Source organism: Rhizobium sp. WW_1 (genome assembly GCF_003610155.1).
GTDB lineage: Bacteria > Pseudomonadota > Alphaproteobacteria > Rhizobiales > Rhizobiaceae > Rhizobium > Rhizobium tropici_A.
Window position 1 is genome coordinate 767,052 of the sequence record NZ_RAIN01000001.1, and the last position, 14,121, is coordinate 781,172.

The window sequence follows — 14,121 nt, forward strand, 5'->3', positions numbered from 1 at the left end:
GCAAATCGACAGGGCGGCATTCGCTCTGCAAGGCAAATTCGTGGAAGTTGCATGCTGGCCTGGACACTTGAAGCAGATGGCACCTGGCTCCATGAGTTGATGGCCACCAACCTGCCATCAAGAGCCGTCAGCATGCACGAAACGCGCCACCTGCGGTCATTTCAAGTCTCTGTCTCGGCAACCTGTCATCATTCCCTTAAACATTGATTAAATTTCTTAACAAAGTCGGGTGGGAAACGGGTGGGTAAGCGCGCGCAGAGCGCCTTTTCTCTTCCCTCGTCGCCGCGAATCCACGAGAATAGCACCATGGCCATCAAGCAACTCTCCGAAACATTGATCAACCAGATCGCCGCCGGCGAGGTCATCGAACGCCCCGCAAGCGCCGCCAAGGAACTGATCGAAAATGCGCTCGATGCCGGCGCCACGCGCATCGAAATCGCAACGGCCGGCGGCGGCAAGGCGCTGCTGAGGGTGAGCGACAACGGCTCCGGCATGGTGGAGACCGATCTGGAACTCGCGGTCCGGCGGCACTGCACATCGAAAATCTCCGAGACGCTGGACGACATCCGCACCCTAGGCTTCCGTGGCGAGGCGCTACCCTCCATCGCTTCCGTGGCGAAGCTTTCAATTGCCAGCCGCAGGGTGGGCGCAGCCGGCGGCGCCGAAATCGCCGTCGCTGGCGGCAAGGTTCTGCATCTGCGCCCTGCCGCCGCCAATCCCGGCACGATCGTCGAGGTGCGCGACCTGTTTTTCGCGACGCCCGCGCGCCTGAAATTCCTGAAGACCGAGAAGGCTGAAGCGGCCGCGATTACCGAGGTCGTCAAGCGCATGGCGATCGCCTTTCCGCGCGTGCGCTTCGTTCTGTCGGGCGCCGACCGCTCGACACTCGAATTCCCCGCGACCGGCGACGATCATCTCGCCCGCATGGCGCAGATACTGGGGACCGATTTCAAGGACAATGCCATCGCGCTCGACGCCGTGCGCGAGGATGTGAGCCTGACCGGCTTTGCCGGGGTGCCGACCTTCAATCGCGGCAACTCCGCCCACCAGTATGCCTTCGTCAACGGCCGGCCGGTGCAGGACAAGCTGATCCTGTCGGCGATCCGCGGCGCCTATGCGGAAACCATCCCCGCCGGACGCTATCCTGTCGCCGTCCTCTCCCTGACGCTCGATCCAGCTCTCGTCGACGTCAACGTCCATCCGGCCAAATCCGACGTCCGCTTCCGCGATCCCGGCCTGATACGCGGCCTGATCGTCGGCGCGGTGCGCGAAGCTCTGGCGCGCGAGGGCGATCGTGCCGCGACGACCGGTGCAGATGGCATGCTGCGTGCCTTCACCGCTGGACGCTCCGGCTTCCAGCCGGGTTGGCGACCGTCGCCCGCAACGGCTCCCTGGACGGCGGAGACGTCGCCATCCCGCCCCTATGAGCGAGCCGCCGCATCGGCCGGCTACAGTTTTGCCGAAAGACCGCAGGCCACCTTCGATGGACTTGCCGTGCCCACCGCCCGCGCCGAAACAGTGCCGCAAGCGGAGCCGATGCGAACAGAGGAGCCTGCCCGCTTTCCGCTGGGCGCCGCCCGCGCGCAAGTGCATGAGAATTATATCGTCGCCCAGACGGAGAGCGGCCTTGTCATCGTCGATCAGCACGCCGCGCATGAGCGGCTTGTTTTCGAAGCCATGCGCAAGGCTCTGCATTCGAAGCGCCTGCCCTCACAGGTCCTGCTCATTCCCGAGATCGTCGATCTGCCGGAAGAGGATTGCGACCGGCTGATGGTGTTTGCCGAGGAACTCGGCGAGCTTGGGCTTGCCATCGAACGCTTCGGTCCCGGTGCCGTTGCCGTACGGGAGACGCCGGCCATGCTCGGCGAGGTCGACGCGCAGGGCCTTGTCCGGCAATTGGCCGACGAAATCGCCGAGTGGGATACGGCCTCTGGCCTTGCCGCCAAGCTGGAATATGTCGCCGCGACCATGGCCTGTCACGGCTCGGTGCGATCAGGCAGGCGCTTGCGCCCGGAAGAGATGAACGCGCTTTTGCGGCAGATGGAGGCCACACCCGGCTCCGGCCAGTGCAACCACGGCAGGCCGACCTATATAGAGCTGAAGCTCTCCGACATCGAGCGGCTCTTCGGCCGTAGCTGATGCCTGCCTGCTTCGACAAGGAGCTTTTCCGGGAAACAGTCCGGAAAAATCGCATCTGCTGCAACGGCTTTTGCGCGTCGTATTTGACGCGCGGCGCTGTAGTGCGGTATGGCAAACAGATGACACGGATCAAGGACGGCAGCAGATGAATCTTTTTGAAGGACATGGAAACCGCGAGGCGAAGATTCGCTATCTCGACGGTGATTTCCAGATCCTGATGCCGGGTTCCTACGTTGTCTGCGCCATGACCGGCAAACACATCGCACTCGATGAACTGCGCTACTGGAGCGTTGCTCGCCAGGAGCCTTATGCCGATGTCGCGACCTCGCTCGAGGCCGAAAAGCGCGCCGGCGCTCTTCCCAATCAGAAGCGCTGATTTTCGCCGCTCAATAATCGGATCTTGGCTTACGCCGCCTTGCTGTTGCGCCCTTCCCGCAAGCGGCGCTCGCGCGCGGCTGCAATGGCCCTGTCGATAATCAGGGCGGGAGCCTGCGGATCTTCGAAAACCATATCGATTTCGATCACACGGCAGCGCCGCAGCAGTTCGTCGGCGCGACCGTGATGGCCGATGAGGCGGACATAATCCTTCGACGTGGTGACGATCTCCAACCCCTCGCGCGAGGCAATGTCCAGCATGTCGGAGACTTCATCCTCGCCCGGATGTTCATGATCTCCGAAGCTGCGTCGGACGGCGATATCAGCTCCCAGCGTCTCGACCGTGCGGAAGAATTTGGCCGGATCGGCAATGCCGGCAAAGGCAAGCACCTTGCGGTCGCGTAGATCCTCCTGCCCGCGCACCCTCACGCTTGCCGAAAAGAACGGCTTGCCGGCTCGTGCCGCGAGGCGAACGACGCGATCGGCAGCATTACCCTCGCCGACCTTCAATATGCCGGAGGTGTAGAGAAGCTGGGTGCGCAGAGGCGCACGCACGGGACCGCCCGGGACGAGATGGCCGTTGCCGATGCCTCTGCCGGCATCGATCACGACGAGGGCATAGTCGATGGCAAGCTGCGCGCTTTGAAAACCGTCATCCATGATGATGAGGTCGGCACCCTCGCGCACGAGCCTTTCCGCCCCATCGGCCCGGCGACGGGCAATGACCGTCAGTGCCTCGCGGGCAAGCAACAGCGGCTCGTCGCCGACGGCCGTGGCGTGGTGATGCGTGGGATCGACGACCGTCGTGACATCGAGCGAGCCGCCATAGCCGCGGCTCAAAAAGCCAGGTATCAGCCCCTTTGCTTTAGCGGCCTGAGCGAGCGCAAGCGCCGTCGGCGTCTTGCCGGCTCCCCCCACGGTGAAATTGCCGACGCAGATGACCGGCACCGGCACGGAAGCACGTCTGCCATTCACCATGCGGTGCCCGGCGATACGACCGTATAGAAAAGAAAAGGGCGAGAGACCCCAGGCACGCCAATCCGGCTTTCGCCACCAGAAAGGTGGGGCTTCAGATACCATGCGTCTAGTCCAGCCCTGTTCTTGTACCCGCGACAAGGCGGCAAGAATGGGCAGATTGCGTGAAAAAGCAAGCCATTGCCGGTATCAGGCCGATTGCGCGGCCGGCATGAGCAGGCTTTCCAGCTCGGTGATGTCGTTGAGGCAATAGTCCGATGCGGCCGTCAGCGTTTCGCGCGAACCCGTGCCCGTCAACACGCCGACCGTCAGGCCAACGCCGGCGTTGCGGCCCATATGGAGATCGTGATTATTGTCACCGACGACGGCAACCTGCGCGGGCGAAAGACCCGTTGCCGCATAGAAGCCTAGCACCATGCCGGGCTCCGGCTTCGTACCGAAACCGCTATCGTAACCGGCGATATAGTCGAGATAGTCGATGAAGCCGAAGCGGCGAGCCGTCTGACGGATGGAGCGCTCATTGTCGCTGGAGGCAACGCCGAGCTTGTAGCCGCGCGCATGCAGCCGCTGGAAGAAGGCGGCGAGATCGGTGACGGGCGAGGAAAAATCGGCCGCATGCGCAAAAAGCGCATCGAGCTTTTCCACCAGCTCTGCGACACTCACTTTCGAGCCGGCTGCCACCAGCCCCTCGGAAATCTGCCTGGTATTGCCGGCGGCGAGCAGGCTGTCGGGCACGATATGACCGGTGATCGGGTCCATGCCACAGGCCGACAAAAGGTGATCGGCGAGGATCGGATCATCCTGTGCGGCGATACGGGCGAGTTCACGATTGACCGGCAGCCAGCTCTGGTCGTAGTCGAGCAACGTGCCGTCCTTGTCGAAAAGGATGCCCGCAATCGCTCCCAGCTTGGCCGCCGTCATGCCATTCCCTTCTTATCCGTTTGCCATCGTCTTCGGCATCAGCCGCGCCTTCACCGAAAGCGGGTTGATGTAGGGTTCAAGCCCCTTGACCGTTGCTGCGAGCGCGCCGCGCATTTCATGCACGGCGGCAAAGCCGGCATCGATCATGCCGCGTCGCGCCGGGTCGTTGGTCAGCAGATAATGCACGCCGCGCGCGAGCATCTCGGTATCGCGCACGACGCGGGCACTGCCGCGGCGGGCAAGCAGCTGATAGGAATCGCGGAAATTCTGCACGTGGCCACCGGTCAGAATGGCGCAGCCAAGCATGGCCGGCTCCAGCGGATTCTGACCGCCCTCGTTGAACAGCGATTTGCCCATGAAGGCGACTTCGGTCATCCGCAGATATAGCCCCATCTCGCCGATCGTATCGCCGAGAAAGACATCGACATCCGGCGAGAGGATATCGTTGCGGGTGCGGCGCGCTACTTTCAGACCCTGCTCCACGAGCGTTGCCTCGATGGCGTCGCAGCGCTCCGGATGACGCGGTACGATGATGGTGAGCTGGCCGTTGTGATCCCTCAGCATCGCGTGAACGGATGCGGCAGCATCCTCCTCGCCCTCGAAGGTGGAGACGGCCGCCCAGGTCTTGCGGTCGCCGATCTGCTTCATGTAGCCGGCAAGCGTCGGCGCATCATAGGATGGCGCGTCGGTATCGACCTTGAGATTGCCTGACTTCAGGACCTGGCGGGCACCGAGATCGCGGAAACGCTCCGCGTCGAGATCAGACTGCGCCACAACCAGCGCCAGATTTTCAAACAGAGCCTCGGCAAGCGACGGATGCCGGCTCCAGCGCTCGAAGGAGCGGTCCGACATGCGGGCATTGACGAGGATCTGCGGGATGCGCCGGCGGCCAAGCTCCATGATGGTTGTCGGCCAGATCTCGGATTCGGCGAAAATGGCGCAATCGGGTTGCCAGTAGTCGAGGAAGCGCTTGATGGCGGGCTTGAGGTCAAGCGGCACGTACTGATGAATGACCTCCTCGCCAAGGCGCTGCTGCGCGACCTTGGCCGAGGTTATCGTGCCCGTCGTCAGGATGACGTGAATGTCGCGACGGCGGATTTCGCGGATCAAGGGAATGACGGCCGAGGTCTCGCCAACACTCGCGGCATGAAACCAGATCAACGGCCCCTGCGGACGGTTGGCGCTGGCATAACCCGAGCGCTCCAGTTTGCGGGAGCCGTCTTCCTTGCCCTTTGCCGCACGAACGGCGAGATAGGGCCCGATGAACGGATAGACGGCGATTCCACCAAAACGATAGGCGCTCAAGGCAAGACGCGCCCTGAGGCTACTCATTTCGATCGCCTCCTATCCCAGCTGATCACCATCAATGCCAAATCCCGATTATCAACCGGCCGAATAAACAGCCGAATTTTCGTTCTTATTGTGTCAAAGATACTGCTTCATGACCGGATTTAAAGCGGTAACGCCTCGCCGGACGGAGATATCAAATGCAAAATTCGGTGTGAGGCAACCTCAGGAAGCCGCTTTTTCCTGCGGATCGAGCAGGCGGTGCAGATGGACGATGAAATAACGCATATGGGCGTTGTCAACGGTCTGCTGTGCCTTGGACTTCCACGCCGTCAGCGCGCTCGCATAATCGGGATACATGCCGACGATATCGAGTTCGTTGAGATTGCGGAACTGAACCTCTTCGAGGTTTTCCAGTTCGCCGCCGAAGACAAGGTGCAGGAGCTGCTTTTTGCCGCTGGTATCAGTCATTTTCGTCTCTTTCTGCTATCGTCCCCTCCGCTCTCCATCTGAGGGATTTTGACCAAAAGGTCAACCGTCTCGTCGATGGGAAAGTTGGTGGAGAAACTCCGGTAATTGCGATGCCGATGCACCGCATAATTCGTCATGCGATACTTCGGCGCGATTGTAGCGGAGCGCATTGCCCGAGAGATCCACGAGAGCGCCGCCGGCGCGCTCCAGAATGAGGTCGGCGGCAGCCAGATCCCAGTCGTGGGAGTTGCGCTTGACGATCGTCCCTTCGAGGCGCCCATCCGCCACCATGGCGAGGCGATAGGCAAGCGACGGAACGTGCTTCACCCGCTCGACCGTCTTGCGGAAATCCGGATCGAAGCCCTTCAACATGTCCTCGCCGGTCGCCAGCCGATGAATATCGTCGCCGACCCTCTTGGAAACGCTGATCGGCTTGCCATTCTTCAAGGCCTGTCCGCCGGCCGTTGCCACAAAGAGCTCGTCCAGCGCCGGCGCATAGAGAACACCCGCCACGGGCCGCCCATCGGTGACGACGGCGACGCTGACGCACCAGAGATCCAGACCCGAGAGAAAGCCTCTGGTGCCATCGATCGGATCGACCACGAAGACGGTCGCATGCTTCAGCCGCTCGGCATCGTCATCCGTTTCCTCGGAAAGCCAGCCATAGTCCGGTCGCGCCGGACGCAGGGTGGCGGCAAGACTTTCATTGGCGGCGAAATCGGCGGCGCTGACCGGAGACTGGCCGTTGTTCTTCCACCAGACCTCCGGCGATTGCCGGAAGAAACCGAGAGCGATCTTACCCGCCTCGAGCGCGGCCCCGACGATCAGGTCCACATCGCTCAACTGGCCGGCCTTCTGGCTATCGATCATCCAATCATTCCAATCTCTGCTCGTGTCTCAGCGGCCAGCCAGCGTCATGCCTTCGATCGCGAGCGTCGGAGCGGCTATGCCGAAATCGCGGTCGATATCGTTGGCCGGAGTGACGCGCATGAACATGTCCTTCAGGTTGGAGGCAATGGTCACCTCCGACACCGGGAAGGTCAATTCACCGTTCTCGATCCAGAAGCCTGTCGCGCCGCGGCTGTATTCACCTGTTATCATGTTGACGCCCTGGCCGATCAGTTCGGTCACATAGAAGCCCGTTCCGACACTGCGGATCAGCTCCTCCGGCGAGACATCGCCCGGCTCCAGTGCGAGATTTGTGGATGCCGGCGATACCGCCGTGCCGCCGCGCACGCCCCGGCCGTTGGTCTTCAGACCGCCGCCGATTTCCCGCGCCGTCGCCGTGGAGAGGAACCAGGACTTCAGCACACCGTCTTCAATCATGACAAGCCGCTTGCCGGATACACCCTCGCCGTCGAAAGGACGCGAGGAAGGGCCGCGCACGATCAGCGGATCGTCCGTTATCGACAGACCTGCCTTCAACACCTGCTGACCCATCTTGTCGCGCAGGAAGCTGGTCTTGCGGGCGACAGAGGCACCGTTGATAGCGCCGGCAATATGGCCGACGAAACCGCGCGCAACACGCGGGTCGAAAACGACGGTAACATTCTTGTCCGTCGGAACCTGGCGCGGATTGATACGCTTGATGACACGCTCGCCAGCGCGGCGGCCGATCTCCTCGGCAGCGTCGAGATCGGCGAAATAGAGACGGCTGTCGAAATCATAGTCGCGTTCCATGCCGGTACCTTCACCGGCGATCACGCTGACGGAGCGCCCGAAGCGCGACCCCATGTAATGACCGGCAAAGCCATGCGAGGTGACGAGCACGAGGCCACCCATGCCTGCGGAAGCACCGGCGCCTGAGGAATTGGTGACGCCGGGAACGGCAAGCGCAGCGGCTTCGGTCGCAAGCGCCGCTTCGCGAAGCTGCTCCGTGGAAACCTCGGTGGGGTCGAACAATTCGAGATCGGGATAGCTCTTGGCAAGATCCGCCTGATCGGCAAGGCAGACGAAGGGATCTTCAGGCGAAACCTTGGCCATAGCCACGGCGCGCTCGGCAAGCGCGCTGAGGTCGAAACCGGGATTGGCGGAAACGCTGGCAACGCGATTGCCGACGAAGACCCTGAGCGAGAAGTCGTCGCTCTCGGAGGATTCGGTGCCCTCGACCTTGCCGAGGCGCACGCTGACGGAATGGGCGCGCGACCGCACCACGACGGCATCGGCCGCATCCGCACCGGCTTTCCGGGCGAGGTCGATCAACTGGCTGGCACGGGAAAGCAGAGTGGCGGAATCGATTTCTGAGGTCATGACTTGGCCTTTCCTTCGCGTTCCATTTATTGTGCACTACATAAAGCATCAAGGGCGGCAAAGCCGATTCTTGTTCTAATCCCTTCACGCCTGGTTGTTTATGATGGCCGCGCGTCGCAACACCGCCTGCCCCACGGAAAGAAACAGACGATGTCCGCCCCCAATACGCTCTTCACCGAAACCCTGCTGCTGCTCGGAGGCGCCGTTGTCACGGCGCCGATCTTCAAGAAACTGGGGCTCGGCACAGTGCTCGGCTATCTGGCGGCCGGCGTGGTGATCGGCCCGATCCTCCACAGCATCGGCGACAGCGAGTCTGTGCTGTCCGTCGCCGAACTCGGCGTCGTCTTTCTGTTGTTCATCATCGGCCTGGAGTTGAAGCCGTCACGTCTCTGGCAGATGCGGCGCGATATTTTCGGTCTCGGCACGGCACAGGTGGTCTTGAGCGGGCTGGCGCTGATGGTCGCATCCTATCTCGGCGGCATTGCCGGCTGGAAGGGCAGCATCATCATCGGCTTCGGCCTGGCGCTTTCCTCAACCGCGTTTGCCATGCAGATCCTCGAGCAGCAGGGCGACGTCAATACGAAATACGGCCAGCGCTCCTTCTCGGTGCTGTTGCTGCAGGATCTCGCCATCGTGCCGTTGCTGGCGCTGATCACCGTTCTCGACGGCGCGCAGCAAACCGCCAATCCGCTGCCGAGCCTTGCGATCGCCGTCGGCGCGGTGGCGGCAATGATCATCGCCGGTCGCTATCTTCTGACGCCGCTTTTCCAGGTGATTGCGCGCACCGGCGCCCGCGAGGCGATGATTGCCGCCGCCCTTTTCGTCGTCATGGGATCGGCGACGCTGATGCAGCTTGCCGGCCTCTCGATGGCCATGGGCGCCTTTCTCTCCGGCGTGATGCTGGCGGAATCCTCCTACCGTCATGAGCTGGAGGCGGATATCGAGCCCTTCCGCGGCGTGCTGCTTGCCATTTTCTTCATCGCCGTCGGTCTGTCGCTGAAGCTGGAGGTGATCCTCGATAATTGGGTGATGATCGTGCTCGCCGTCCCTGTGATGATGCTCATCAAGGCGGTCGTGATCTATGCGCTCTGCCGCGTGGCGGGCTCGCCGCACAATGACGCCGTGCGCATCGCCGGGCTGCTGCCGCAGGGCGGTGAATTCGGCTTCGTGCTGTTCAGCGCGGCCAGCGCCAGCGGCGGGTTGTTTTCCGCCAACACGGCATCGATGCTGATCGCCATCGTAACCCTGTCGATGGCGCTGACGCCGCTGAGCTCCGCACTCGCCAAGCGCCTGATGAAGGGCGACACGCAGGAAGAGCTGGACGAGGATTTCGAGGGCGCCGGTTCCGACGTGCTGATGATCGGCTTTTCCCGTTTCGGCCAGATCGCGGCACAGATCCTGCTTGCGAGCGGTCGCGACGTAACCGTCATCGATTTCTCGGCCGACCGCATCCGCCAGGCATCGAGCTTCGGATTCCGCATCTATTTCGGCGACGGGACCCGCAAGGACGTGCTGCGCTCCGCCGGCATCGACCGCGCCAAGATCGTCGTCGTCAGCACGCATCTGCGAGATGTGACCGACAAGATCGTCGAGCTCGTGCAGACAGATTACCCGCATGCGCGCATCTTCGTGCGCTCCTACGACCGCGTTCATTCGATCGAGCTGCGCCACAAGGGCGTGGACTACGAGCTGCGCGAGACGCTGGAATCCGGTCTGCTGTTCGGCCGCCGCACTCTGGAGGCGCTTGGTGTCAGCGAAGCGGAGGCCTATGAGATCGGCGAGGATATCCGCAAGCGCGACGAGCAACGGCTGGTGTTGCAGGTGAGCGAGGGCCTGCAGGCCGGCACCGACATGCTCTATTCCCGCCCCGTCAAGCCGGAGCCGCTGGTCAAGCCGAAGCGTGCAGCCGAAACCTACAGCGACGCCGACGATCTCGTGGCCTTGCCGCAGGAGGAGCCGGAGCGGGCTTAAGCTTAAGTGCTCGGTTTGCGCAGGCTCCCGAACAAAAGTCGCCCTGCGGCTCTCGCAAAATCTCTCGCCGAGCTCTTGACGTTCAACGGGCTTGTGTCCGGCGAGCTTGCATCGATTGTATCATGGCATTCGGCGACAGACCGGCTTATTCCCGGACTAAGTGCCCATAGTTCGGCAGATTAAGCGCATTATGTGCTGCGCTGGAGTGCTCCGCATGCGCCACTGCCTTCCCTGACGCCATCATCGCGGCGAGCGCGGCGTTGCGCGCGTCAAGTTCCTCCTGCGTGCGCGGCATGAGCAGGCTCCCGCCTTCCCTAAGGGCGAGCGCCTGGTTTGCTTCCATGAACGGCCGCGCTATCCGTTCATAGGCAGCAAAAGCATCGACAGGATCTGTGTGCGTTGCGAGCTCACCGGCGAGGACATAGGCGCCGACCAGGGCAAGACTCGTGCCCTGTCCCGACAGAAATGACGGCGCATGCGCGGCGTCGCCGATCAGCGCCACGCGGCCGGACGACCAGCGTGGCATGTGGATCTGACTGACCGTGTCGAAGAACAGGTCATCCGCCCGCTGCATGGCTTCGACCAAACGGCCGGATATTCCGCCGCAATGGCGAAACATTTCTGCCGTTCGCTGCCGCTGCCTATCGACATCCGTGTTCGAATGGAATGGCGGCTCGTCAGTCGCGAAATTCAGGAAAGCCAGGAGCGTGGGGCTGTCGCCAACCGCGTACACGCCCGCCGTGCGGCCCGGTTCGGCGTAGATGACGGCTTCGTGTGAAAAGCCAGCATCGTTCGGCAGCGAGAAGAGGTTGAAGCAAAAGCCAAGATAACGGCTGAAGGGCCCCTCCGGCCCGAATGCCAAGGCGCGTGTGTTGGAATGCATCCCGTCCGCGCCGATCACGATATCGAACCTCTGTTCCGATCCGCTTCTGAAGCGAACCTCCACTCCGACGCCATCGTCCTGCAACGCCTCGATGGAATCATTGAACAGGTAACGGACCCGCCTGTCGCGGGTGAGCTGGTAGAGAACCGACGTCAGCTCGCCACGTGGCAACTCGACGTGGCGGCGGGTCGCGCCGCCGGTCAGGTCCTCCGGCATGATGGTGGCGATCGCGTTTCCATCAGCATCTATGAACCGCAGCCGTCGGGTGTCGATATGAGCCGACCGGAGTTCAGGGAGCACACCCATGCGCTCGACAACGTCGATCGCGGTGCCCCGCAAGTCTATGGGATAGCCACCGCTGCGAATGGTCGGCGCCCGCTCCACCACCGTCACATCGAAGCCGTAGCGATCGAGCCAATAGGCCAATGCCGGCCCGGCAACGCTCGCCCCAGAGATCAGGACCGAGCGGGATTTTGCGCCTTTCACGTCGGACATGCGACTTCTCCAATGCATTAAGATACTATACGCATCTTATGGCACCAGAAATGAGCACACAATAGGATGCAGGTTGCATCTTAAATGAGGATAGAGATGAATGAAGGCTGAGAAAACTGGACGGCGGCGGGGCGCTCGGCTGGAAGACGCCATCCTGGATGCCGCATGGGCCGAATTGGTCGAACAGGGCTATCCCGGCCTCACGCTGGAGGGTGTCGCCAAGCGTGCCGGCACCAGCAGGCCGGTGCTCTATCGACGCTGGCCGAGCCGCACCGCGCTCGCAACGGCTGCCTTGGGACGGCATCTAGTGCAGAATCCGATCGTCGTGCCCGATCTCGGCAATATCCGCGACGAGACTTGCCTTCTGCTTCGCGAGCTATCCAATCGCGCCCGGCCCGACATGATCAGACTGATTTTCGACATGCAGAAGGATCTGATGGAGAAGCAGACAAACCTGGCGGAGGTCAGGGCGCATCTCAGGGCAGAGATTGTCGATTCCGACGTCATGCAAACCATCCTGACACGGGCGATCGATCGCGGCGAAGTCATCGCGTCCCGCCTCACCCCGCGGATCGTGGCGCTGCCAACGGATCTTGCGCGTCACGAGATTCTGATGACTTTCCAGCCCTTGTCGGATGCAGCCATCAGGGAAATTGTCGATGAGATCTTCCTGCCGCTGATCAACGCTACCGATGAGGGAACATCTTCCTAAACGATCGACGCGACGACCTTCGTCCGATTTCATTCCAGATCGGCTCGCTCATGGCGAGATGGCCGCATCCCGCATTCGAACGAGCGGCACACCAGGATAATTCTATCGAAACCTCGAAGCGGTGTTCGCGTCTGGAATTGCGTGAAAACACATGAGACGCCATTCGGCGGCTTCGCTTGAACCGAAACTCTAGCTTTTCGCCGTCATCACACGGTCGAGGGCGAATTTCAGTTCGTCCTTGATGCCGGCTGACATGGCAAGGATGTCGCGTGCCTTCAGGAAATCGAGCACGCCGGTACGGCCGACGGATGGCCTGAGGAAGATCTGCGGCGCCTGCAGCCGCAGCTTCAGCGCAATATTGGACTGCATCGTCAGCTGACCGGCGCCGAACAGGCTCTCGATGCGGTTCGGAATCTGCCGGCCGCTGCCCTCTGGGCCGCCGACAACGTCTATGCCGATGATGATATCGGCAAGGCCGGCCAGATGTTCGTAGGGAACCGGATTCATGATACCGCCGTCGATCATCACGCGATCACCGAGTTTGACCGGCATGAACACGGCGGGAATGGCAGCGGAGGCCGCAAGGACCGGGAAGAGTTCCCCCTTCTCGATGACGACCTCGGCCTGATCGTAGTAATCGGTCGTGACCACCTTCAGCGGAATGTGCAGCTCGGAAAAGCTTTCCGGAATGGCTGATGGCAGGAAGGTGCGTAGGATGCGCTCGAGATTGAACTGGCCGAAGCGGATGCTGCGCATGCTGACCGGCCGCAAGCTCCAGATCTTGTTGAGAACGGCAGGGCGATTACCCACAGTTGCCAGCGTGTAATCCCGGATTTCCGCGCCGCTCATGCCGCCGGCCATGGCCGCGCCCATGATGGAACCGATGGAGGAGCCGGCTATTGCAATCGGGCGAATCCCGAGTTCGTCCAGCGCCTCGATGATATGAATATGGGCAAGCCCGCGCGCGCCGCCGCAGCCGAAGGCGACCGCAACGCTCGGCGTGCCGGAAGCGGCAAGCGGATAGTCGCTGCCGACGAAATCAGCATAGTCGCCCATATCCTTCTCCTTCCCCCGTCAGGCCGCCAGCGGCTGGTAACGGAAGAAATGCATCTTGCTGTCGCCGAAGGTTCGTTCCTCCAGAAACAGGAAATCCGATGGCGCGGCAACTGTCACGTCTGCGCGCTCCTCGAGGATCGCCAGAGCGCCCGGCACCAGCCAGCCGCCGGCGGCAGCCGCCGCAAACGCCTTCTCGCCGAGTCCTTTGCCATAGGGCGGGTCGGCGAAGAGAAAATCGAAAGGCTCGAGATTGCCGACGCTGCCGAGATCCGTCGCGTCACGCCGCAGCATGCGCGTGCGGCCGTGCAGGCCGAGCGCATCGATGTTTTCCCAGAGGAGCCCCCTGCCCTCGACGCTGCTTTCGACGAAGAGCACGTGACGGCAGCCGCGGGAGGCGGCCTCCAGCCCGACGGCACCCGTGCCGGCAAACACATCTATCATCCGGGTGCCATCGACAGCCTCCGGATAGGCGTGGCTCAGGATGTTGAACAGGCTTTCGCGCGTGCGATCCGCCGTCGGACGAATGTCGTTCGACTTCGGCGTTGCAAGCGAGCGACCGCGAAACTCACCGCCGACGATCCTCACC

The 14,121-nt window shown here is 62.1% G+C and carries 13 protein-coding genes; 4 read left to right on the plus strand and 9 right to left on the minus strand.

The window, feature by feature from the left end:
- The first annotated feature begins 306 nt into the window (after nucleotides 1–306).
- Both mutL and BJ928_RS03620 read left to right on the plus strand, forming a co-directional pair.
- Nucleotides 307–2,139: a DNA mismatch repair endonuclease MutL gene (gene mutL / locus BJ928_RS03615; RefSeq protein WP_047627857.1), complete on the plus strand. Its 1,833-nt coding sequence runs from the start codon at nucleotides 307–309 to the stop codon at nucleotides 2,137–2,139.
- Nucleotides 2,140–2,284: 145 nt separating this feature from the next.
- Nucleotides 2,285–2,515, plus strand: a complete 231-nt coding sequence (locus tag BJ928_RS03620; protein WP_047627859.1) for a DUF2093 domain-containing protein — start codon at nucleotides 2,285–2,287, stop codon at nucleotides 2,513–2,515.
- 29 nt (nucleotides 2,516–2,544) lie between these two features.
- On the opposite strand, the gene lpxK is transcribed toward BJ928_RS03620, so the two are convergent.
- From lpxK to BJ928_RS03650, 6 genes are all read right to left on the minus strand, one after another.
- Entirely contained in the window at nucleotides 2,545–3,594 is a 1,050-nt protein-coding gene (lpxK, locus tag BJ928_RS03625) for a tetraacyldisaccharide 4'-kinase (protein WP_047627861.1), read from the minus strand.
- Nucleotides 3,595–3,678: 84 nt separating this feature from the next.
- On the minus strand, nucleotides 3,679–4,410 hold the full coding sequence (locus BJ928_RS03630) for an HAD family hydrolase (protein ID WP_047627863.1): 732 nt from the start codon (nucleotides 4,408–4,410) through the stop codon (nucleotides 3,679–3,681).
- Nucleotides 4,411–4,422: 12 nt separating this feature from the next.
- Nucleotides 4,423–5,742 (minus strand): lipid IV(A) 3-deoxy-D-manno-octulosonic acid transferase, encoded by a 1,320-nt coding sequence (gene waaA / locus BJ928_RS03635; protein ID WP_047627865.1) that lies wholly within the window; start codon nucleotides 5,740–5,742, stop codon nucleotides 4,423–4,425.
- Nucleotides 5,743–5,922: 180 nt separating this feature from the next.
- A complete protein-coding gene (locus BJ928_RS03640) occupies nucleotides 5,923–6,168 on the minus strand; it encodes a DUF4170 domain-containing protein (protein WP_034508466.1) in 246 nt (81 codons plus the stop codon).
- A 60-nt stretch (nucleotides 6,169–6,228) separates the two neighbouring features.
- Entirely contained in the window at nucleotides 6,229–7,038 is an 810-nt protein-coding gene (locus BJ928_RS03645; RefSeq protein WP_047627868.1) for a 3'(2'),5'-bisphosphate nucleotidase CysQ, read from the minus strand.
- Between the two features lie 27 nt (nucleotides 7,039–7,065).
- Nucleotides 7,066–8,418, minus strand: a complete 1,353-nt coding sequence (locus BJ928_RS03650) for a TldD/PmbA family protein (RefSeq protein WP_047627870.1) — start codon at nucleotides 8,416–8,418, stop codon at nucleotides 7,066–7,068.
- A 150-nt stretch (nucleotides 8,419–8,568) separates the two neighbouring features.
- Here BJ928_RS03650 and BJ928_RS03655 point away from each other — a divergent pair, with 150 nt between their 5' ends.
- The gene (locus BJ928_RS03655; RefSeq protein ID WP_047627872.1) at nucleotides 8,569–10,389 is read left to right on the plus strand and encodes a monovalent cation:proton antiporter-2 (CPA2) family protein; all 1,821 of its coding nucleotides are present in this window, start codon (nucleotides 8,569–8,571) and stop codon (nucleotides 10,387–10,389) included.
- Nucleotides 10,390–10,534: 145 nt separating this feature from the next.
- Here the strand turns inward: BJ928_RS03655 and BJ928_RS03660 are convergent, their stop codons facing one another.
- A complete protein-coding gene (locus BJ928_RS03660) occupies nucleotides 10,535–11,767 on the minus strand; it encodes an FAD-dependent monooxygenase (protein WP_047627874.1) in 1,233 nt (410 codons plus the stop codon).
- A 100-nt stretch (nucleotides 11,768–11,867) separates the two neighbouring features.
- Between BJ928_RS03660 and BJ928_RS03665 the strand changes: the two genes are divergently transcribed.
- Entirely contained in the window at nucleotides 11,868–12,479 is a 612-nt protein-coding gene (locus BJ928_RS03665; RefSeq protein WP_047627876.1) for a TetR/AcrR family transcriptional regulator, read from the plus strand.
- A 189-nt stretch (nucleotides 12,480–12,668) separates the two neighbouring features.
- On the opposite strand, the gene BJ928_RS03670 is transcribed toward BJ928_RS03665, so the two are convergent.
- Nucleotides 12,669–13,535 (minus strand): patatin-like phospholipase family protein, encoded by an 867-nt coding sequence (locus tag BJ928_RS03670; protein WP_047627877.1) that lies wholly within the window; start codon nucleotides 13,533–13,535, stop codon nucleotides 12,669–12,671.
- 18 nt (nucleotides 13,536–13,553) lie between these two features.
- Nucleotides 13,554–14,120, minus strand: coding sequence for a 16S rRNA (guanine(966)-N(2))-methyltransferase RsmD (gene rsmD / locus BJ928_RS03675; RefSeq protein WP_047627879.1), 567 nt, complete (start codon nucleotides 14,118–14,120; stop codon nucleotides 13,554–13,556).
- Between the last annotated feature and the right edge of the window lies 1 nt (nucleotide 14,121).